16 protein-coding genes and 1 pseudogene are annotated in these 21,428 nt (G+C 70.9%); 9 read left to right on the forward strand and 8 right to left on the reverse strand.

All coding sequences use genetic code 11. From position 1 onward, the window contains the following. Window positions 1–38 precede the first annotated feature (38 nt). A complete protein-coding gene (locus ACFFQA_RS05645; protein ID WP_377850558.1) occupies window positions 39–527 on the forward strand; it encodes a DUF2505 family protein in 489 nt (162 codons plus the stop codon). Window positions 528–830: 303 nt separating this feature from the next. On the opposite strand, the gene ACFFQA_RS05650 is transcribed toward ACFFQA_RS05645, so the two are convergent. Next, window positions 831–1,355 (reverse strand): DinB family protein, encoded by a 525-nt coding sequence (locus ACFFQA_RS05650; protein ID WP_377850560.1) that lies wholly within the window; start codon window positions 1,353–1,355, stop codon window positions 831–833. Between the two features lie 148 nt (window positions 1,356–1,503). On the opposite strand from ACFFQA_RS05650, the gene ACFFQA_RS05655 reads away from it, so the two are divergent. Then, window positions 1,504–2,235: a TetR/AcrR family transcriptional regulator gene (locus ACFFQA_RS05655; RefSeq protein WP_377850561.1), complete on the forward strand. Its 732-nt coding sequence runs from the start codon at window positions 1,504–1,506 to the stop codon at window positions 2,233–2,235. On the opposite strand, the pseudogene ACFFQA_RS05660 reads toward ACFFQA_RS05655, so the two are convergent. Both ACFFQA_RS05660 and ACFFQA_RS05665 read right to left on the reverse strand, forming a co-directional pair. Continuing rightward, window positions 2,191–2,571 (reverse strand): annotated as a pseudogene (locus ACFFQA_RS05660) (CPBP family intramembrane glutamic endopeptidase); the annotation flags it as partial. The gene ACFFQA_RS05655 and the pseudogene ACFFQA_RS05660 sit on opposite strands and share 45 nt — an antisense overlap. Window positions 2,572–3,156: 585 nt before the next feature. Next, on the reverse strand, window positions 3,157–3,828 hold the full coding sequence (locus ACFFQA_RS05665; RefSeq protein ID WP_377850562.1) for a GbsR/MarR family transcriptional regulator: 672 nt from the start codon (window positions 3,826–3,828) through the stop codon (window positions 3,157–3,159). A 149-nt stretch (window positions 3,829–3,977) separates the two neighbouring features. Between ACFFQA_RS05665 and ACFFQA_RS05670 the strand changes: the two genes are divergently transcribed. Beyond that, on the forward strand, window positions 3,978–4,793 hold the full coding sequence (locus tag ACFFQA_RS05670; RefSeq protein ID WP_377850563.1) for a class I SAM-dependent methyltransferase: 816 nt from the start codon (window positions 3,978–3,980) through the stop codon (window positions 4,791–4,793). A gap of 289 nt (window positions 4,794–5,082) precedes the next feature. Here ACFFQA_RS05670 and ACFFQA_RS05675 read toward each other — a convergent pair whose 3' ends face one another. Together ACFFQA_RS05675 and ACFFQA_RS05680 are read right to left on the reverse strand one after the other, a co-directional pair. Then, window positions 5,083–5,973 carry a ferredoxin family protein gene (locus tag ACFFQA_RS05675; RefSeq protein WP_377850565.1) on the reverse strand — a complete coding sequence of 297 codons (891 nt, stop codon included), beginning with the start codon at window positions 5,971–5,973 and terminating at the stop codon, window positions 5,083–5,085. Then, window positions 5,970–7,388, reverse strand: a complete 1,419-nt coding sequence (locus tag ACFFQA_RS05680; RefSeq protein ID WP_377850566.1) for an MFS transporter — start codon at window positions 7,386–7,388, stop codon at window positions 5,970–5,972. The genes ACFFQA_RS05675 and ACFFQA_RS05680 overlap by 4 nt, the downstream gene beginning before the upstream one ends. A 66-nt stretch (window positions 7,389–7,454) precedes the next feature. On the opposite strand from ACFFQA_RS05680, the gene ACFFQA_RS05685 reads away from it, so the two are divergent. The 6 genes from ACFFQA_RS05685 to ACFFQA_RS05710 all read left to right on the forward strand — a co-directional run bounded on the left by ACFFQA_RS05685 (window position 7,455) and on the right by ACFFQA_RS05710 (window position 15,594). Then, window positions 7,455–8,351, forward strand: coding sequence for a LysR family transcriptional regulator (locus ACFFQA_RS05685; protein WP_377850567.1), 897 nt, complete (start codon window positions 7,455–7,457; stop codon window positions 8,349–8,351). Beyond that, window positions 8,348–9,592 (forward strand): glycosyltransferase, encoded by a 1,245-nt coding sequence (locus tag ACFFQA_RS05690; protein ID WP_377850568.1) that lies wholly within the window; start codon window positions 8,348–8,350, stop codon window positions 9,590–9,592. Before ACFFQA_RS05685 ends, ACFFQA_RS05690 begins: the two co-directional genes overlap by 4 nt. Window positions 9,593–9,643: 51 nt before the next feature. Next, entirely contained in the window at window positions 9,644–11,596 is a 1,953-nt protein-coding gene (locus ACFFQA_RS05695) for a hypothetical protein (protein ID WP_377850796.1), read from the forward strand. A 239-nt stretch (window positions 11,597–11,835) separates the two neighbouring features. After that, a complete protein-coding gene (locus ACFFQA_RS05700; RefSeq protein ID WP_377850797.1) occupies window positions 11,836–13,956 on the forward strand; it encodes an MMPL family transporter in 2,121 nt (706 codons plus the stop codon). A gap of 2 nt (window positions 13,957–13,958) precedes the next feature. Beyond that, a complete protein-coding gene (gene mshC, locus ACFFQA_RS05705) occupies window positions 13,959–15,194 on the forward strand; it encodes a cysteine--1-D-myo-inosityl 2-amino-2-deoxy-alpha-D-glucopyranoside ligase (RefSeq protein WP_377850569.1) in 1,236 nt (411 codons plus the stop codon). Window positions 15,195–15,336: 142 nt separating this feature from the next. Continuing rightward, complete coding sequence (locus tag ACFFQA_RS05710) at window positions 15,337–15,594, forward strand: hypothetical protein (protein WP_377850570.1); 258 nt, start codon at window positions 15,337–15,339, stop codon at window positions 15,592–15,594. Between the two features lie 2 nt (window positions 15,595–15,596). On the opposite strand, the gene ACFFQA_RS05715 is transcribed toward ACFFQA_RS05710, so the two are convergent. The 3 genes from ACFFQA_RS05715 to lysX form a co-directional block, all read right to left on the reverse strand. After that, window positions 15,597–16,175, reverse strand: coding sequence for a class I SAM-dependent methyltransferase (locus tag ACFFQA_RS05715; protein WP_377850571.1), 579 nt, complete (start codon window positions 16,173–16,175; stop codon window positions 15,597–15,599). Beyond that, entirely contained in the window at window positions 16,162–17,694 is a 1,533-nt protein-coding gene (locus ACFFQA_RS05720; protein ID WP_377850572.1) for an MFS transporter, read from the reverse strand. Before ACFFQA_RS05720 ends, ACFFQA_RS05715 begins: the two co-directional genes overlap by 14 nt. A 163-nt stretch (window positions 17,695–17,857) precedes the next feature. Next, window positions 17,858–21,274, reverse strand: coding sequence for a bifunctional lysylphosphatidylglycerol synthetase/lysine--tRNA ligase LysX (lysX, locus tag ACFFQA_RS05725; protein ID WP_377850573.1), 3,417 nt, complete (start codon window positions 21,272–21,274; stop codon window positions 17,858–17,860). Between the last annotated feature and the right edge of the window lie 154 nt (window positions 21,275–21,428).

Raw genomic sequence — 21,428 nt, forward strand, 5'->3', positions numbered from 1 at the left:
TCTTCCACGGAAGATCAACGCGTTCCTACCGTTGCCGCATGGGCAGATTCACGATGGCGCACGAGGTCTCGACCGACGAAGCCGGGTTCTGGGCGCTGTTCCTCGACGACGAGCTCAGCAAGCAGGTGTTCGTGGGCGAGGTGGGCTACCACCGCTGGGAGGTCGCCGACCGCTCGGGTTCGGGGCAGGACACGAAGCGGACGGTGGCGTTCGACCCCGCCCGCTCGTGGCCCGGCCCTGTGCGGAAGCTGTTCGGCTCCTCCTACGGGGAGACCGAGAAGGCCGGGTTCGCCGCGCCGGGGGTCTGGACGTGGGCGCGGACGCCGTCGGTCCAGAGCGACAAGATCCGCATGGAGGGCGCGCTCCGCGTCGAGCCCGTGGCCGGAGGCAGATGCCGGGCGGTCGCCGAGGTCGCCGTGGAAGCCAGGATCTTCGGTGTGGGCGGCCTCCTGGAAAGCAGCCTGGAGAAGGCGTTCCGCGAGGACCAGAACCGCCTCGTCGCCGCCTACAACCGCCGCCTCCGGTAGGCCTTGCCCCGCACGTCGCCCCGCACGTCGCCCTGGTGCCGCCCTGCTCCGCGTGCTGGCGTGGTCAGACTTTTCGCGTTTTGTCACCTTGATGCGCAAAAGAGCGCTCCCATTTCGCATTAAGGCTACAAAACGCGAACGAAGGGGTGGGGGCGGTGGGCGGTGGGCGGCGGGGAAGGGGGGAGTCGCTATTTGCGGGCGAGGCCTGGGACCTGCCCACGCGTTTCGGCGCGGCGATGGGGTGCCGGACACTGCCTGGGCGATGTCCGGCCACAGCCGGTCGTGATCGGGTAGGGGCGACGGTCACGCGGAGGAGGCGCGGATCATTCGGATCTCGCCGATCTCGGCGACGTTCTTCATCAGCTCGGAGTTCACCCAGGCGATCATGTGGGCAACGCGGTGCTCGGGGTCGTTCTGCCACGGGAACGGGGCGACCGGGTCGAGGTCGGCGTCGGTGAGCCGGTCCAGCACCGCCACCCACTCCGCGCGCAGCTCGCGCAGCCACGTCACGGCCCGCTCGCCGTCGCCGGGCCAGGTGATCTCCGTCCGCTCCCTCGGCGCGTGTCCGCACGCGTGGTCCAGCGTGACGCTCCACCACCAGCCGATGTGCCAGGTGAGCCAGGCGATCGTGGGGACCGGGACGGGGTCGAGCTCGGCCTCGTCCCAGTCCGGCCGCCACGCGCCGTCGGGGTGGCGCCGGACCGTCCAGCAGACGGCGGCGGGCTCCCACAGGAAGTCCTCCTCGACCAGTCGCTCCAGGTGGAACTCGAACAACGACCAGGTCAGGTCGAACTGCCAATGCAGCAACGAACAACGCGAAGCGGACACGGCGGAGACCATGGCACACCGGGTCGGCACCCTCGAAGCGGTTTTCGCGGGCGTGCCGGCCGTCCGGGGCCAAGATCCGCCCCGACGAGCGAGAACGCGACCACCACAGCTAGGGTGGTCGTGTCGTGGTGGCGGGTCGGGGACGGCGATGACTTCTGGAGCACGGGCACACTCGCGGCGCGAGCTGCTCGCCGACGCCGCGATCGAGGTGCTGGCCAGGGAGGGCGGCCGAGGCCTCACCCACCGAGCCGTCGACCGCGAGGCCGAGGTGCCGATCGGCACCGCCAAGAACTACTTCCCCACCCGCAATTCCCTGTTGGTCGCGGCGGCGCAGCGGATGGCGGACGAGCACGACGCGGCCGTCCAGGTCCTGCGGGAGACCACCCCGGCCGGTGTGACGCCGGACCAGGTCGGCGCGCTCTACCCCGCGATGCTGGCGCGGGCGCTCTCCGGTGACCGCACCCAGACGCTGGCGATGTTCGAGCTCTACCTGGAGGGTGTGCGCCGTCCCGAGGTGCGCGCCGCGCTCGGCGAGATGGTCAAGGCCAACGCCGAGGGCGTGGTCGCGGTGCACCGATTCGCCGGTCTGGACACCACGCCGCGCGACGCCGGGCTGCTCGACGCCTACTTCCTCGGGGTGTCGATCTCGTTGCTGGCGTTGCCCGACGACGCGTTGAGCGCGCTCGGCATGGACGATCCGCACACCCTGGGCCGGGCGCTGTTCGCCGCCGCCGTTCCCGGCGTGTCAGACCATCGCGATGATCATGCCGATCGGTGCGTTGACCAGGCCGTGGGCCAGGACGAGCGCCCAGGGATTGCGGTGCAGGGACCAGAGATAGCCGAGGAAGATCCCGGCGACCCCCTGGTTGACCACGACTGAGTCCAGGTCGATCGGCAGGCCGTCGCCGCCTTGGATGGCGACGTGCCACGACGCCCACAGCAGCGAGCTGAGCAGGATCGCGGGCCAGCGCCCGTACCGGGACTCCAGCCTGGTCTGCAACCAGAAGCGGTAGAACACCTCTTCCAGGAACGAGTTCGCCAGGAACACGAACAGGACCACCAGCAGGTCCGGTGCGCGGCTTCCGGTCCACGGCGTGAGCGTGGAGACCAGTCCGATGTAGACGGCCACAGCCAGCAGCGGGCGCAGCCAACGGCCTCGCAGATCCACTGTGGACCATTCCCGCCATGTGACCTTCACCAGCACGAGCGGGATCATCAGGAGCAGCAACCACTTCAGGCCGACGAACCACAGGTCTCCGCGCGGCGAGAGGTAGTAGCCCACGGCGAAGGCGACCGCGAGCCCGGCCAGTGACCAGGCCTGTGAGGTGGTCTTGCGGGGTTCTGTTCCTGCGAACGGATCGGGCGCGGGGTTTTTGGGCGGTAGCAGCCAGGCCACCAGAAACCCTGCCAGCACTGGGATCCACACCAGCCACAGTGGACGGGTGTCGTCATGGTCGGCGGTGTAGCGCACCCCTGTGTTGCCGGTGAGGAGCACCGTCAGCAGCGCCGCTGCGTACACCGCGACCCCGCCCAGCAACAGCACCCTGCCGGTTCTGTTCTCCCCCACGGTGATCAGCCTAGGTCGTGTCCTGTAAGTGGTAACACCGCCTCACTCCCCTGGAGCCCTCTCGCGCGTGCCCCCATTTCACGTTATGGAGCCTTAACGCGATTTGGGAGCGCTCTTTTGCGCAATAAGGTGACAAAACGCGAAAACGCCGACCACGTTGGCCAGTCCACGTGCGCACGGGGGTACGGGGGCGGTGCGCCGCATAGGGGATCGGGACGGCTTGCAGGACAGGCGCTAGTGAGTGACGCGCTCCCGCCATGTCCTCGCCGTCACCATCATGTCGTGGTGCACGACCTCGAAGAACTGGCTCATCTCGGTCAGTCTCGCGGCGAAAGGGGTTTCCGCGTCGAGCAGGGCCGCGCTCGCCTTCGCCTCCTCGGCCCAGCTCCGCATCGACTCCGCGCTGTGCAGCCACGCGCGTTCCCAGATGTCGCCGTCGACGACGTACCGCTCCCGCCGGCCGTCGCGTTCGCGTCGCACCATGCTCAGCTGTTCGAGCCAGCTGATCGCCTTGGACACCGACGCCGGGCTGACCTGGAGCCGCCGCACCAGCTCCGCGGCAGTGCGACCGCCGGTCCCCGCGCTGAACAGGCACACCAGCACCCGGCTCGTCATCTTGGGGAAGCCGGTCAGCGTCATCTTCTCCGCGAAGCGCTCTTCGAGGTCGTCGGTGACGTTCCTCCGTGGCGGTGGGGTCGTCGGTGGTCGTCTGCTCGCGCGCACATCGGCCGCCTGCTGCGCGTGGTCGGCGCGGTAGTGCTCCGGTCCTCCGTTGCGAGCCACCTCGCGGCTGATCGTCGACGTCGGGCGGCCCAGCTCTCTGGCGATCTCGGCGTAGCCCTTGCCGTGCGCCAGCCCGGCGGCGACGCGGTCTCGATCGGTGTGGGTGAGGCGTCTTCCCGGCATGTGCCCAGTGTGCTTTCACCCGCAGCTCATTGCAACTATGTCGTCGTTGCATTTCCGTTCACCACCATTGCAAACAGGTATTTCCGGGTTGTTGGTCCACCGTTGCGGGGTGTAGCTTTCGAATTGATGAAACAGAAAAGGAGGGGCTCATGGGAATCACGGCCGAGCACCTGACACCGGTGCAGGACACGCTCTTCATCACGCTCATCAACAGGGCTGCCGACGCCGCGCTGCCGCGCCCGATCCTCGGGGACACCACGGCGGCCGAGCTGGTCAAGGAGATCGACCACGACTACGCCAAGCTCGCGCAGGGGGCGAGCATCGTCGGGCAGGTCGCACTGCGGGCCCTGCTGCTGGACCGAGCCGTGCGGCGGTTCGTCGCCGAGCACCCGGACGCGGTCGTCGTCGACCTCGGCGCAGGGCTCGACAGCAGGATGGTCCGCATCGCCCCACCGGCGACCGTCGACTGGTACGACGTGGACTTCCCCGAGGTCATCGCGCTCAGGGACCGCTTGCTGCCGCCGTCGCACACCGTTGGCGCGTCCGTCGCCGATCCCCATTGGCTGGACGGGATCCCCCGCGACCGGCCGACAGTGGTCGTGGCCGACGGCCTGTTCGCGTTCCTGTCCGAGCAGGAGATCAGCACGCTGTTCCGCGCGTTGACCGACCACTTCGCCAGCGGGGAGCTGGTGTTCAACGACTACGGCCGGATGGCGTTCGCCCTGTGGCTGATGCGGCTCTTCCCGCGCACCAGGGGCATCACCGACCTGCGGAGCTACGCCGGGTTCAACGACCCGCGCACGCCCGAACGCTGGGCGCCGCGACTGCGGCTCGTCGAGGAGACCAGCCTCGCCCACGTCCCCGAGGTCGACCTGTTCCCGCTGTGGCTGCGCGTGACGACGCGATTGTGCGGACACGTCAAGGCGATCGCCCGCAAGGCCAGGATTCTGCGCTACCGCTTCTAGTCGTGTCCCGCACGTGGCAACCCCACCTCACCACCCCCTGACGCCCTCACCACCCCCTGACGCCCTCACCACCCCCTGGCGCCCTCACCACCCCCTGGCGCCCTCACCCCCCTGGCGCCCTCTCCACTCCGCGTGCCTCCTTTTCGCGTTTTGTAGCCATAGCGCGAAATGGGAGCGCTCTTTCGCGCATCAAGGTGACAAAACGCGAGAAGCCCGGCCGCGCCAGCTGGTCCATGAGGGCGGGGGCGGTGGTGCCTCGGGGGGATCGGGACGGTTTGCGGGGCAGGTGTTAGAGGATCGCGCGGAAGGACACGGGTTCCGTCGGGGCCTTGCCGCAGCTGTTCGCGCGCGGAGGCCGCTGGATTTCCTCCACCACGCGCACGCGCCACAGCCTGCCGTCGTTGTGGGCGACGGTGACCATGTGCTCGCCGCTCGGCAGTGCCTCGTCACCTTGTACCGCAAGGGAATTCGCGTCGCGGTCGCCGGTCAGCTCGCGCACCGCGAGTTCCGCTGCCTGTCCGGCGCGGGTCCACGTCGCCCGCCCCCGGCAGCCCTCCGCCAGTATCTCGCCCGCCGCCGTCGCCGTGAGCAGCCGGCGGGTCTGCTGCCCGTCCAGCCTGCCGTGCACGTACCCGGTCGGCAGGGCGACAACGGCGGGCGCGAAGCGGTGACCGCCGGTGTGCGTGCTCTCCCAGACCGCTTCACCGTGCTGCGCGGCGAGCTCTGCGGCGATCGGCCTGCCGAGCAGCGCGCAGCACCGGTCCCGCTTTCCGTTGGTGCACACCAGCAGCAGCGGGTCGGCGGTCAGGGTGCCGAAGCCCTGCCGGTCGCCGTGGGCGAGTGCGGTGAAGTCCAGGTCCAGCAGCTGCTTGGCGTCGTCGACGGTGTTCCGGGCCAGCCAGCTCGCGCCGGGGCGGGTCGAGGCGAGGTAGACCCGGCGCGGGCGCGGCCGGTGCAGGTCGGGGTGACGTCCCGGGCGGCGGATCAGCACGACCCGCACGCCGGTGCCCTTCATCCGCCGGTTCAGCTCGGCGCCGGTCCCGGAGTCGAGATGGCTGTCCGCGAGGGCGTCGTTGCCCCACGGGCCTGGCTGCTCAAGGCAGAGCCAGGCGGGCGCCACCGGGGCGGTTCCCGCCAGGGGCTCGGCCAGGGCGGCGGCGAGCGCGGCGCAGTCGGTCACGGGCTCTCCGCGAGGCTGGTGGTGTGCATGTGCGCTCCATCATCACCCGTTCGGGTCTTGATTGGCACTCCGGGGCGCCAACAGACCACGGGTACCCCGGCGACCAGCACCATAGCCGCCACAACACGCAGGCCCGCACCCATCGCGTCCGGGAACGCGCCACCGGCACCGGACATGACCGTGGCCAGGACGGCGACGCCCAACGCGCTGCCCAGTTCGCGCGCGGTGCCGCTCAGCCCGGACGCCACACCGGACTGCCGAGCCGGTAGTGCGGCGACCACGTCACCGGAGAGCGTCGGGTTGGCCAGGCCGACCCCGAAGCCGGTCACCACCAGCAGCAGTGCGTAGACCCAGTACGGCGTCTCGGTTCCACTCAACGACAACAAGGCCAACCCACTGCCGACGAGCAGCAGGCCCGTCGCGACCAGCCCGCGCTCGCCGATCCGCCGCCCCAGCCGGGCACTGCCCTTGACCCCGGCCACCATGGCCACGGCCATCGGCAGCACGCCCGCGCCGGAGCCCATCGGGCCGAAGCCGTGGACGTACTGCAAGTACTGCCCGTTGACGAAGAACAGCGCGAACATCCCGAAGAACACAACGGCGATGCCCGTCGTCCCGGCCCGCAGCATCGGCGACCGGAACACGCGTGGGTCGAGAAGGGGACGCGAGCGCCGCAGTTCCACCAGGACGAACAGCGCCAGCAGCGCGGCGGCCGTGCCGAAGGCGACCACGACGGTGGCGGAGCCCCATCCGAGCTCGGGGGCTTCGATGATCCCGAACAGCAACGCGCCGAACCCGAGCACCAGAAGCGCGGTCCCCGGCAGGTCGATCGGAGTGTCACTGGTCGGTGTGCGCGGGGTCCAGAGCAGGGTGGCTGCCAGCGCGAGCAGGGCGAGCGGCGCCACGGCGGCGAACAGGCCGCGCCACGAGGTGAGCTCGACCAGCAGGCCGCCGCCGAGGTTGCCGACGATGCCGCCGATGCCGGTCGCGGACGCCCACGTCGCGACGGCCGCCTTGCGCTTGTCCCGCGGGACGACCGCGACGATCAGCGCCAGGGTGTTCGGCAGCACCATGGCCGCGCCGGTGCCGCTGACCGCGCGCGCCGCGAGCAGCGTGGACACGTCCGAGGTGATCCCGGCGACCGCCGAACCGGCCGCGAAGACCGCGAGGCCGGTGGCCAGCACGCGCCGTCTGCCGTAGCGGTCGCCGAGCGCGCCGCCGGGGATCAGCAGGCACGCGAACGCGAGCAGGTAGCCGTCGACGATCCAGACGAGCTCGGTGCGCGACGGGCGCAGGGGGCTCGCGGCGAGCTGGGGGAGGGCCAGGTTGATCGCGGCCACCATGCCGACGACCAGGACGACGCACAGCGTCGTCACCACGAGCACTCGACGGGGGGATGTTCCGGTGTTTCGCACGACCCGAAACTAGGAACCCTATGGATTAACGACAAGTGAAACATCTGCAAGGGTAAGTTGCGCTGCATGCAACCCACGATGGACCTGAACCTGCTGGTCGCGCTGGACGTGCTGCTTGAGGAGGGCAGCGTGACCGGGGCGGCGCGGCGGTTGCACCTGTCGGTGCCTGCGACCAGCAGGACCCTGGGCCGCATCCGGGCCGCGCTGTCCGACCCGGTGCTGGTGCGCTCCGGGCGCGGGCTGGTGCCGACCCCGAGAGCGCTGGCGTTGCAGGGCAAGGTGCGCGCGCTCGTCGAGCAGGCCAGGGCCGTGCTCGTCGAGGGCGCCGAGGTCGAGCCGGCCACGATGACGCGCTCGTTCTCCTTGCAGGTCAACGACTCCATGATCGGCGTGCTGGGAGGCAAGCTCGTGGAACGCGCCGCCGCTGAGGCCCCGAACGTGACACTGCGCTTCCTCGCCGAGGGCATCGAGGACTCCACCGCCTTGCAGGACGGCGCGATCGACCTCGAAGTGGGCGTGCTCGGCCCGACCGGCCCCGCGGTCCGCGTGGAGCAGCTGTACTCCGAGCACGTCGTCGGAGTGGCCCGCGCCGGGCACCCGCTGACGAAGGGCCGCGTGAGCGCCGAGCGCTTCGCCGAGGCGAGCCACCTGCTCGTCACCCGGCGCGGCAGGACCAGCGGCCCGATCGACGCGCTGCTCGCCGAACGCGGGCTGCGGCGGCGGGTGGCGGTGACCGTGCCGACCTACGCGGCAGCCGCGCACATGCTGGCCGGAACCGACGCTGTGGCAACGTTTCCGAGCGGCTTCGCCACCGCGGTCGCGGACCGGCTCGGCCTTCGCGTCTTCGACGTGCCGCTCCCGTTGGAACCGCTGCCGATGTCGATGGCATGGCACCGCCGCTACGACGCGGACGCCGCGCACGGGTGGCTGCGCGAGCGCGTGCGCGAGGTGGTCGTGGGATGAGAGTCCTGATCTTCACCGCGGGCAGCCGGGGGGACACCCAGCCGTACCTCGGGCTGGCCGAGGCGCTCGGCAAGGCGGGGCACGACGCGGTGCTGGCGGTCTCGACGCGTTCGCTGGGCTACGCCGAGCACAGTGGCGTTCGCCTCGCGCGGCTGCGCCAGGGGCCGGTCCCAGTGAGCGACAGCCGGGATCTGCGCACGGTGATGGAGGGCAGCACGTACGCCACGATGAAGCTGTTCCGCACGGCGCGCAGGACCGCGCGGCCGATGTTCGAGGACGCCTGGCGGATCGCCTCGGAAGGCGCGGACCTCGTGGTGCACAACCCTTTCGCGATCGTCGGATCGCACATCGCGGAAGCCCTTGGCGTGCCTTCGGTTCCAGCCCCGCTGGTGCCGGTGTGGTTGCCCACCAAGGAGTTCCCGTGTCCCTACGTGCCAGGTCGGCTGCCGAGAGCGCTCAACTGGCTGAGCTACGGCGTGACCATCGTGCCGGTGCTCAGCCTCGCACGCGCGACCGACGCGTGGCGCGAAGAGCTCGGGCTGCCCAGGCGACGAGCGCGGCACAACCCGTTGCGGTTGCCCGACGGAAGCCCCGCGCCGGTGCTGAACGCGTTCAGCGGGCACGTGGTCCCGGTGCCCACCGACTGGCCGGACCGGACGCACACCACGGGCTACTGGTTCTCCTCGGTGACACCGGGATGGCAGCCCGCCCGTGAGCTGACGACCTTCCTCGACGCGGGCCCGCCGCCGGTCTACATCGGCTTCGGCAGCATGGTCGGCCGCGACCCGCGCCGTCTGACCTCGGCGGTCCTGGACGCGATCCGGCTCGCGGGAGTGCGCGCGGTGGTCGCGACGGGCTGGGGCGGCCTGCGTCCGCACGAGCTGCCGCCAGAAGTGCTGATGGTCGACGAAGTCCCGCACGACTGGCTGTTCCCGCAGATGGCGGCGATCGTCCACCACGGAGGAGCAGGCACCGTGGCCGCCGCGACCGCCGCAGGGCGCCCGCAGGTGGTGTGCCCGTTCTTCGCCGACCAGCCGTACTGGGGCCGACGGCTGCACGCGCTCGGTGTCGCGGCGGAACCACTGGGGCAGCGTCGGCTGACGGCACGGTCCCTGGCCTCGGCGATCCGCTCGGTCCTCGGTGATCCGTCGACGGCCACCCGCGCAGCCCGCCTCGGCGAAGCCGTGAGCGCGGAGGACGGGGCGCAGGCCGCGGTCGCGGTCCTCGAACGCCTCGCGTAGCGCACTGGCGTTGCCCGGGTTGGGAGTGACAGGGTGGAGGTGGAGGTGGGCATGGCCGAGTCGGGCAGCTATCGGTACGGACCGTGGGACGGTGGCCGTGATCCGCTCGCGCCGCCGCCGGACCTGCGGGCGGCGCTCGACGCGATCGGCCGGGAGGTGATGGCCGGGTCGTCGCCCGAGTCCGCGTTGCGGGAGCTGCTGCGGCAGGGCATGCCCGGCACCCGGGGGCTGGACGAGCTGACCCGGCAGGTGTGGCAGCGGCGTGCGGCGTTGCAGCGGCGGCACCGGCTCGACGGGACCGTGCAGGAGGTGCGGCGCCTGCTGGACCGGGCGCTGGAGGCGGAACGCCGTGCGCTGGACTCCGACAGCAGCGAGGACGGTCAGTTCCGGCGGCTGCGGCTGGACATGGTGCCCTCCGACGCCGGTGGGGCCGTGCGGGAGCTGGCCGACTACGACTGGCGGTCGGCCGAGGCCGCCGAGGCCTACCAACAGATCCAGCAGATGCTCGGCCAGCAGATGGTGGAGCAGCGGTTCAAGGGCATGCGCGAGGCACTGAAACAGGCGCGGCCGGAGGACTCCGAGCGGGTGCGGCGCATGCTCGCCGACCTCGACGACCTGCTCGCCGCGCACGCGCAGGGGCGCGCCGACACGCAGCAGCGGTTCGAGCGGTTCATGCGGGAGCACGGCGAGTTCTTCCCGGAGAACCCGAAGAACACCGACGAGCTGGTCGACATGCTCGCCGCCCGGTCGGCCGCCGCGCAGCGGTTGCTGAACTCGATGACGCCGGAGCAGCGCGCGGAGCTGGCCGCGTTGTCACAGCAGGCTTTCGGCGATCCGCGGCTTGCGGAAGCACTGTCTGGAGTGGACGCGAAGCTGCGGGCGCTGCGGCCGGGGGAGGACTGGTCGGGGCGGGGCCGCTTCCGCGGCGGCGAGTCGATGGGGCTGGCCGAGGCGACCGAGGCGTTGCAGGAGCTCGGGGAGCTGGACCGGTTGGCCGAACAGCTCGCGCAGTCCCATCCCGGTGCGCGGCTGGAGGACATCGACACCGAGCTCCTGGAGCGCCACCTCGGTGAACAGTCCACTGTGGACGCGCGGGCGCTCGCCGAGCTGGAGCGGCAGCTGCGGGCCCAGGGCATGGTGGAGCGCGGCCCGGACGGCGACCTCCGGTTGAGCCCCAAGGCGTTGCGGCGGCTGGGTGAGGACACCCTGCGCGATGTCCTCGGTCAGCTGCGGGCCACGCGGGGCGAACGCGACTCCCACCGCGCGGGGGCTGCGGGGGAGCCGACCGGCTCGACGAGACCGTGGCGCTTCGGCGACACCGAGCCGTGGGACGCCGCCCGGACCGTCGGCAACGCGGTCCTGCGCACGGCGGGAACCGGTGGCGCGCTGTCGATCGACGTGACCGACGTGGAGATCACCGAGACGGAGCAGCGGTCGCGAGCCGTCGTGGCGCTGTGCGTGGACACCTCGTGGTCGATGGTCCAGGACGGACGGTGGGTGCCGATGAAGCGCACCGCGCTCGCCCTGCACCACCTGGTGCGCACCCGTTTCCGCACCGACGAGCTCCAGCTGATCACCTTCGGCAGGCACGCGGCGAGCGTGGACATCGGCGAGCTGACTTCTCTGGAGGGCGCCCACGAACAGGGAACCAACCTGCACCACGCCCTGCTGCTCGCCGGTCGGCACCTGCGCCGTCATCCGGACGCGCATCCCGTGGTGCTGGTGGTGACCGACGGGGAGCCCACCGCGCACCTCGAACCCGACGGCGAGGCGGTCTTCGACTACCCGCCGCGCCGGGAGACGATCGCGAAAACCCTGGTGGAGGTCGACGCGCTGACCAGGCTGGGCGCGGGCATCACGGTGTTCATGCTGGGGGAGAACCCCAGGCTGGCGGCGTTCGTGGACACCGTCGCGCGGCGTTCCGGCGGACGTGTGCTCGCGCCGACGGTGGACGGGCTCGGCGCGGCCGTTGTCGCGGACTACTTGCGCAATCGGCGTAGCTGAGGCCGCTAAACATCCGCGCGCGGAGTGCGCCCGATAGGTGGACCGTCCATCTGGGACATTGCACCGCCGCTGTGTCGGTGCGCGGAACAGTTGATCACCCGGCATGATGGCTGCCTGGTACAACGAGAGCGACGCTAGAGGAGAGGACTTCTCCCGTGGCCGTGCGCAGCGACACCAACCCGTCGGTAGCGCTCCCGAAGGAGCGGCGACCGCGCTGGCGGTGGGTGCTTCCCACGCTGATGGTGCTGGCCTGGCTGGTTTTCGGCGGGTTCAGCGGGCAGTTCCAGAGCCGGCTCGCGGAGGTGCAGAAGAACGACAACGCCTCCTTCCTGCCCGCCAGCGCCGAGTCCACCGAGGCGACGAAGCTCCAGGAGGGCTTCGCCGACAAGCGGGTGCTGCCCGCCGTGCTGGTCTTCGAGCGTCCCGCCGGGCTGACCATGACCGACCAGAACGCCCTGCAGGAGCGGCTGGCCCAGCTCGCGGCGCTGCCCGGCGTCGGAGGCAGGATCTCCCCGCCGGACCTGGCCAAGGACGGCATGGCGGTGCAGGCCGTGGCCGCGCTGGACGCCCAGGACGGGGCGCAGCTGGCCAGGACCATCGCCGAGCTGCGCGAGGTCGTCGGCAAGAACCTGCCCGCAGGGCTCAACGCCTACGTCACCGGTCCCGCCGGTCTGCTCGGCGACCTGGCCGACATCTTCAAGGGCATCGACGAGCTGCTGCTCGGGGTGACCGCCGCCGTGGTCGCGCTGATCCTGGTCGTGGTCTACCGCAGCCCCCTGCTGCCCATCCTGGTGCTCGCCTCGGCCGGGCTCGCGCTGGCCAGCTCCACCTTCGTGGTCTACGAGCTCGCGGCGAACGAGGTCCTCACCCTCTCCGGCTCCAGCCAGGGCATCCTGTTCATCCTGGTCTTCGGCGCCGCGACCGACTACGCGCTGCTGCTGGTCGCGCGCTACCGCGAGGAGCTGCGCAGGCACGCCTCCCCGTACACCGCGATGGGCAGGGCCTACCGCGCCTCCTTCGAACCGATCCTGGCCTCGGCGGGCACCGTCGTGCTCGGCCTGATGTGCCTGCTGCTGTCGGAGCTGAACTCCAACCGCGGCCTCGGCCCGGTCGCGGCCACCGGCATCGTGATGTCGCTGCTGGCCTCGCTGACCTTCCTGCCCGCCGTCCTGGTGATCTTCGGGCGGGTCGCCTTCTGGCCCTTTCGGCCGATGGCGGTCACCGGCAAGCACGCCAAGGTGCCCAGCGACGTCGAGCAGCACGGCTCCTGGGCCAAGGTCTCCGCTGCGGTGGGCAGGCGGCCACGGCTGATCTGGATGGTCACCGCCCTGGTGCTGCTCGGCGGCGCGGCGCTGCTGCCGCAGTTCACGTCCGCTGGCACCTCGCAGACCGACCTGTTCCTCACCAAGGTCGAGTCCGTGACCGGCCAGAACGCCTTGTCCGCGCACTTCCCCGGCGGCATCGGCAGCCCGGCGGCGATCATCGCCAACGCGCAGGCCGCCCCGGCGGTGATGGCGGCGGCCAAGGTGCAGGGCATCGCCGACGTCTCGATCGGCCTGGACCTGCCCGTTGGCGCGCCGCCGCCGAGCGACCCGAGCGCGCTGCGGCCCAAGGTCGTCAACGGGAAGGTCCAGATCTTCGCCACCTTCTCCGCTCCGGCCGACTCCCCGGAGTCCGTCGCTGCGGTGCGGACGCTGCGCGAGGCCGTGCACGCCGTCCCCGGCGCGGAGGCCAAGGTCGGCGGGTTCACCGCCCTGCAGTACGACGTGCAGGAGGCGTCGTCGCGGGACCGCTGGGTGATCATCCCGGCTGTGCTCGTGGTGATCGTCATCGTGCTGGCGCTGCTGCTGCGCTCGCTGCTGGCGCCGCTGCTGCTGACCGCGACGGTGGTGCTGTCCTTCGCGGCGACCCTCGGCGTCAGCGGGCTGATCTTCGAGCACGTGCTCGGCTGGCCGGGGGCGGACCCGAGCGTGCCGCTGTTCGCGTTCGTCTTCCTCGTCGCGCTCGGCATCGACTACAACATCTTCCTGATGACCCGGGTCCGCGAGGAGGCGGTCCACCACGGCACCGTCAACGGCACGCTGCGCGGGCTGACCGTGACCGGCGGCGTGATCACCTCGGCCGGGGTGGTGCTCGCGGCGACCTTCGCGGCGCTTGCCGTGCTGCCGCTGCTGTTCCTGGCGCAGCTGGCGTTCCTGGTCGCCTTCGGTGTGCTGCTGGACACCCTCGTGGTCCGGTCGCTGCTCGTGCCGGCGCTGACCATCCACATCGGGCGCTCCGTGTGGTGGCCGGGCAGGCTCGCGCGGGCCGAACCCCCTCGGCGGGCAGACGATGAGCCAGGTAATTGTCTAGGGTCGTAGCCATGCAACCCTGGTCATCTGTCCCGGTCCCGCGCGTCCCCGGCGCGCCCCGTCCGCTTCGGCTGTACGACACCGCATCCGGCGAGGTCAGGCCGACCTCGCCGGGGCAGGTGGCCAAGCTCTACGTCTGCGGCATCACCCCGTACGACGCCACCCACCTCGGGCACGCCTCGACCTACCTCGCCTTCGACCTGGTGCACCGGATCTGGCTGGACAACGGCCACGAGGTGCACTACGTGCAGAACGTCACCGACATCGACGACCCGCTGCTGGAGCGGGCGCAGCGGGACAACCAGGACTGGGTCGTGCTCGGCCTGCGGGAGACCGCGCTGTTCCGCGAGGACATGGAGGCGCTGCGGGTCGTGCCGCCCAGGGACTACGTCGGCGCGGTCGCGGCGATCCCGGAGATCATCGAGGCGGTCGGCAAGCTCCTGGCCTCCGGTGCCGCCTACCGGCTCGACGACGAGTACCCCGACATCTACTTCGACCACACCGCGACGGGCCGCTTCGGCTACGAGTCCAACTACGACGAGCAGACGATGCTCAGGTTCTTCGCCGAGCGCGGCGGCGACCCCGACCGGCCGGGCAAGCGGCACCCGCTGGACGCGCTGCTGTGGCGGGTGGCCCGTGACGGGGAGCCCTCCTGGGACGGCGAGCTCGGCCCCGGCCGCCCCGGCTGGCACATCGAGTGCACCGCGATCGCGGTCAACCGCCTCGGCGGCACGATCGACGTGCAGGGCGGCGGTTCCGACCTCATCTTCCCGCACCACGAGTTCAGCGCGGCGCACGCGGAGCAGCTGACCGGCCAGGCGCCCTTCGCCCGGCACTACAGCCACAGCGGCATGATCGGCCTCGACGGCGAGAAGATGTCGAAGTCCAAGGGAAACCTGGTCTTCGTGTCCAAGCTGCGCGCCGACAAGGTCGACTCGATGGCGGTGCGCCTGGCGCTGCTGGCCGACCACTACCGCAGCGACCGCTCCTGGACCGCCGAGTTGCTGGCGACGGCGGAGAACCGCCTGTCCCGCTGGCGCGAGGCGGTGTCGCTGCCGGCGGGGCCGGCGGCGGAGTCCCTTGTGGAGCGTCTGCGCGACCACCTCAGCGACGACCTGGACACCCCGCGCGCGCTCGCGGCGGTGGACGGCTGGGTCGCGGAGGCGCTCACCCGGCGCGGCGGCGACACCGCCGCCCCCGCCCTGGTCCGCGACGCGGTGGACGCCCTGCTCGGCATCGCCCTGTAGGCCAGGAAGAACCCCTCGGCACCCACCGGGGGCGGTTGCGTCTGGCGACGATCTTGTTAAGAGATGTTTGACACGCAACCGCCTCCGGGAAGTCCACGTCCAACAAGTGATCACGACGGGGACCTCAGGGGGAGGACAAGCGATGAGTACGCCGGCTCACGCCTACCGATACGGCTCGACCGCACGCGCGCCGCAGCGCCGTCGTCAGGCCCCGCCGCGCGGCTCGCTGCGCAGCCGGCCCGCGCACCTCGCGCGTCCGGCCGAGAGCTGCTACTGCCCCGAGTGCTACCGCCCGACCAGCGCGGGCGACATGCTCTTCGGTGTGGTCGGCGGTCTGCTGCTGGCGGGCCTGATCATCAGCTCCGGCTGGCTGTTCGGCTTCTACAACCTCTTCGCCTGAGGTCAGGGCTTGCGGTAGGAGAGCCGGATGTTCTGCGGTCCCCTGCGCACCACGTGCCGGGTGAACATCTCGTCCAGCAGCCGCTGCACCGGGGCGCGCCGGGACCGCATGATCACCGGTCGCCACAGGAAGACCACCAGCTGGCCGCCCGGCTTGAGGACGCGGTGCGCCTCGGTCAGCGCTGCCAGCGGGTCGGGGACCTCCTCCAGGCTGTAGCCGTAGAACATGGTGTCGATGCTGTCGCTGGCGAAGGGCAGCTTGCAGCCGTCGCCGCCGAGGTAGAGCATGCTCGCGCCGTCCACAGTGGACAGCTTCTCGCGCAGCGCCATCATGCTCGACGCGGCGGGGTCCAGCGCCACGAGCGTGTTCTTCTCACCCAGGTGCGCGCGCAGCGGCCTGGTGTAGAAGCCGCCGCCGCTGCCGATCTCGACGCAGGTCGTTCCGGTACCCGGCTCGACCCACTGCCTCAGGTTGTGGGCGGGGAAGTCCCAGCCCAGCACCGCGCGCAGCACGCTGCTGCTGATCAGCCGGTAGAACACGGCCGGCGTGCGCCAGCCCTTGCGGATCTCAGTGGTGGTCATGCTGGCCGGGACCTGTCTTCGGTAGGAGGCGGGCTGCTGCGAAGGACGCCACGGCGAACACGCAGACACTGACGATAAGGGTGACGTGCAGGCCGAGGACGAACGCCTCACGGGCGGCGGTGAGCACCTGCTCGGTCAGCGGAGCGGGCAGACCGCCGACGGAGGCCGCGGCGTCGGTGAGGCCCCTGCGGGCGTTCTCCAGCACCTCCGGCGGCACGTCCGGGAGCACGGGGAAGTTCGCCGAGTAGACCACGGCCATGATGCTGCCCAGAATGGCGATGCCCAGGCCCGCGCCCAGCTCGTAGGCGGTCTCCTCGGTCGCCGACGCGGCGCCCGCCTGTTCGGCCGGCGCGGCGGCGAGGAGCGCGTCCGAGGCCGCGGTCAGCGCGATGGAGATACCGAACCCGACACCCGCCAGCACCGGCGCCAGCAGCGCGTTGTTGTCCGTGGTGTCCAGCCACAGCACCGCGGGGACCAGGCTCAGCCCGGTCACCGCGAACCCCGCCACGGTGAGCAGCCGGTTGTTGAACCGTTGCAGCAGCGGCCCCGCGACGAGGCTGCCGATCACCGCGGCGCCGGTCACCCACAGCAGCCTGAGCGCCGCGTCCAGCGGTTCCAGCACGAGCACCAGCTGGAGGTACTGGGCGAAGAACAGGCCGAGACCGACCAGGGAGAGCATCACCAGCAGCACGCTGCCGACGGCGACGCTGAACGGCGCGCGGGTGAACAGCGCGACGTCCAGCAGCGGGTGCTCCAGCCGCCGCTGCCTGCGCACGAAGGCGACCAGCAGCAGCACGCCCGCGAGCCCGGCAAGCGGCCCGAGCACGGACATCAGCCCGCCGTGCCCGGTCTGCTTGATCGCGAACGCGATGCCGACGACACCCAGCGCCGAGAGCGCCGCGCTGGTGATGTCCCACCGGCCGCCCGGCGGGTTGGACGACTCCGGGATGAGCCAGAACGTCAGCGGCAGCGCGACCAGCATGACCGGCACGTTGATCAGGAACGCCGCGTGCCAGGAGAAGTTCTGCACCAGGAAGCCACCGAGCAGGGGACCGACCACCGCGCCGGAGCCCGCGACCCCGCTCCACACGCCGATGGCCATCCGGCGCTCGGCGCGGTCGGGGAAGGCCTGTCGCAGGATCGACAGCGTCGCCGGCATGATCATCGCGCCGCCGACGCCGAGGGCCGCCCGGGAGGCGATCAGCATCGGCACCGTGGTGGACAGCGCGGCGGCCAGCGACGCCAGGCCGAAGACCACGTAGCCGAGCACCAGCACCCGCCTGCGGCCGAAGTGGTCGCCGAGCGTGCCGAAGGCCAGCAGCAGCGGCGCGGCGAGCAGGGAGTAGATATCGATGATCCACAGCTGCTCGGTGTAGTTCGGCTTCAACTCATCGGCGATGGCGGGAATCGCCATGTGCAGCACGGTGGCGTCGATCGAGACCAGCAACAAGCTGGTGCACAGGATCGCCAGCACCCCCCAGCGGCGCCGAACCATCGCTTCGACCTGCTTGTTCGTCATGTGGCGCAAGTCCCCCGCTCGCTCCAGAAAAGTCCCTCGTTCACTCTAGCGAAACAGTGGAACGCGGAGATCGGGCGCCCACGCGTATTTCCTTGCTGGCGCACGCAGGCATCCGGTTCCCCTTTCTTTGTCCATTTTTCCGATCGTCGGAACGACGGTGGACTCAGTGCGGGACGTTCTCCGGCCGGACGAAGGGAAAGAGCACCGTCTGCCGGATCGAGCCGCCGCAGAGCATCATCATCAGCCGGTCCACCCCCATGCCGAGGCCCCCGGTCGGCGGCATGCCGTACTCCAGCGCCCGCAGGAAGTCCTCGTCCAGCTCCATCGCCTCCACGTCGCCGCTGGCCGCCTTCATCGACTGGGCCAGCAGCCGCGCCCGCTGCTCCAGCGGGTCGGTCAGCTCCGAGTACGCCGTGGCGATCTCCGCGCCGAAGGCCACCAGGTCCCAGCGCTCGGCGAGCCGGGGGTCACCTCGGTGCTGGCGGGTCAGCGGCGAGACCTCGGTGGGGTAGTCGCGGTAGAACGTCGGCAGCACCGTCGAGCCCTCCACCAGGTGCTCGAACGCCTCCACCACGTACTTCCCCCGGCTCCACCCGTCCTGGTACGCCACCCCGGCCTTGCCGAAGAGCGCGCGGAGCTCGGCGAGCGAGGTGTCCGGGGTGACCTCCTCGCCGATCCGGCCCGCGAGCGCCTCGTGCACCCCGATGACGGGCCACTCGCCGCTGATGTCGTACTCGGTGACCACGCCGTCCGGACCGAGGTGCCGCGCGACCTGCGCCCCGTGCGCGGCGACCGCCGCCTCCTGGATGAGCTCGCGGACGGTGTGCAGCATCGTGGTGTAGTCGGCGTAGGACTGGTAGGCCTCCAGCATCGTGAACTCGGGGTTGTGCGTGGCGTCCGCGCCCTCGTTGCGGAAGTTGCGGTTCAGCTCGAAGACCCGGTCCACACCGGCGACGCAGAGCCGTTTGAGGTAGAGCTCCGGCGCGATCCGGAGGTACATCCGCATGTCGTAGGCGTTGATGTTGGTGATGAACGGCCGTGCGCTCGCGCCTCCGTGCACGGCTTGCAGCATCGGCGTCTCGACTTCGAGAAAACCCCTGGCGTGCAAGGAACCCCGCAGTGTGCGCACCACCTCCGAGCGCACCAGCAGCATGTTCCGCGACTCCGCGTTGACGACGAGGTCCAGGTACCGCCTGCGCACCCTGGCCTCGGCGTCGGAGAGGCCCTTCCGCTTGTCCGGCAACGGGTGCAGGCACTTCGCGGTGATCACCCACTTCGCCACGGACACCGAGAGCTCGCCGCGCTTGGACGTGACCACCTCGCCCTCGACGCCCACCTGGTCGCCGAGGTCGATCGCGGACTTCCACGCGGCCAGCTGCCGTTCGCCGAGCTCGTCGACCGACAGCATGAGCTGGAGCTCGCCGCTGAAGTCGCGCAGCACCGCGAAGCACAGCCTGCCCACCTCGCGCTTGGCCACGACCCGGCCCGCGACGCTGACCCGCTTGCCCGTCCTGGTGTCTGGCGGCAGCTCGCCGACCTGGCCGCGCACGTCGCCGAGGCGGCAGCTCCTGGTGAAGCCGACGGGATACGCGTCGATCCCCTCGGCGCGAAGCCTGTCGAGCTTGTCCAGCCGCACCCGCACCTGCTCGGGCAGCCGTCGCCGCACCCGCGGCTCGCGGACCCGGTTCTCGATGGCGTGCACCTGCCGCACGAACTCCTCGGCCACCTCGGGCGTGTGCAGCTCCCGCCGCGCCGTGCTCGGGCGCAGCAGCGCGCGCCGGCTCGGGACGAAGCCCTCCGCGACACCGGCGATGATGCTGACCCGCGCGAGCTGGCGACCCCGTTGGTAGCACAGGAAACGCGGGTCCCAGCGCGGTCCGTACTTCGCGTTGGACCGGTACAGCGACTCCAGCTGGAAGAACCGCGACGCGATGCTCAACGCGCGCCGCCACAGCCGCAGCACCGGCCCGGCGCCGATCCGGGCGCCTTCCTCGAAGACCGCGCGGAACATCGCGAAGTTCAGCGAGATGTGCTGCACGCCAAGGCGGCCGCTGGCCTCGACGAGCTCACAGATCATGTACTCGTTCAGTCCGTTCTCCGCGGCGCGGTCACGGCGCATCAGGTCCATGGACAGGCCGGTCCGCGCCCACGGCACGAACGAGAGCAGCCCGCGCAGCGTCCCTTCGGAGTCGTAGGCCTCGACCATCACGCACCGCGCGTCCGACGGGTCGCCGAGCCTGCCCAGCGCCATGGAGAACCCGCGCTCGCTGCCCTCACCGCGCCACTCCCGCGCCGCTGTGATCAGGCGGTTCATCTCCTCGGCCGGGATCTCCCCGTGCCTGCGCACGCGCGAGGTGTACCCGGCCCGCTCGACCCGGCTGACCGCTTGGCGGACGCTGCGGCGCTGCCTGCCGATCAGCGAGAACTCGCGGACGTCGAGGATCGCCTCGTCACCGATCTCCAGCGCCTTGAGCCCCGCGTTGGCGTAGGCCTCCGCGCCGCTCTCGCTCGCGCCGAGCACGCCGGGCACCCAGCCGTAGCTGTAGCTCTCGGCGAGCCATGCCTCGATCGCCGAGGACCACGCGTCCTCATCACCGATGGGGTCGCCGCTGGCCAGGCAGGTACCGCCGATGACCCGGTAGGTGACCGCGGCGCGGCCGGAAGGCGCGAAGACGACGGACTTGTCCCTGCGGGTGGCGAAGTAGCCGAGTGAGTCGTTCTCCCCGTGCTCGGCGAGCAGCTCCCGCAGCACCAGCTCCTCCTCGGAGCTGAGCAGGCGCTTGCTGCGCGCCGACCGGAAGAACCTGGCGAGGGCGTACGCGCCGACCACCGTTCCGCCCAGCTCCAGCAGGAAGCTCAGCCAGGAGGTGGACGCCAGCTGGATGCCGAGCTGCTCGATCGGGATCCAGTTGCCGGTGACGTGGTTGAAGGACCAGACCAGCTGGTGCAGCGAGTCGGTGGGCGCGTCCGGGAAGAACGGCGCGGCGATCCAGCCGACGAGGGTCATCAGCAGCATGCCGACGGCCAGCGAGCCCAGCGCCCGCCAGCCAGCGCCCTCGTTGAGCCGCGCGGGGAACGCCGGGCGCAGGATCAGCAGGAACACGATCAGCCCGATGCTGACCAGGTTGGCCATCACCAGGTCCCACAGCGTGTCCGAGACCGCGAGCTCCCGCAGGTCGTCCTCTGAGACCGCGGGGTCGCCGATGGCCAGCAGGTACAGCCAGATCAGCGAGACGATCGCGTTGTAGACCACGACGTAGAGCACCTGGAAGAGCACCAGGACCCACAGCGCGGCCCGCTTGCGCCTGCGCAGCGCCGCGCCGAGCACGACGAGCACCAGCACCATGAAGACGTTGCCGTCCACCGGGAGACCGGTCAGGTCGAAGGTGGACTTGATGATGTCGACGACGTCCGGGGCGCTGTCGCCGAGCAGCACGAGCAGCAGCGAGCAGAACGCGCCGATCTCCACCACCGTCGCCACCACGGCGGCGGCGGTGTGCTTCCACGCGGGCACCTCGTGCCGCGGCGGTCTGCTGGACTTCCTCGGCTTCCCCGCCGCGGACTCGGAGGTCGGGTTCATGACGATCCGCGGTTGCTGCGCATGTTCCGACTTCTCCACCTCGTCGCACGGTCGTCCTCCGGCGAGACTAGCCGAACGGCTGTCGGCGACCGGCCGCCTTCGACCGCTCCGACGTGGTCACCGAGGAGATCCACCGGGTGGGTGTCGGACCCAT

The sequence above is a fragment of the Allokutzneria oryzae genome, assembly GCF_042429765.1.
Lineage (GTDB): Bacteria > Actinomycetota > Actinomycetes > Mycobacteriales > Pseudonocardiaceae > Allokutzneria > Allokutzneria oryzae.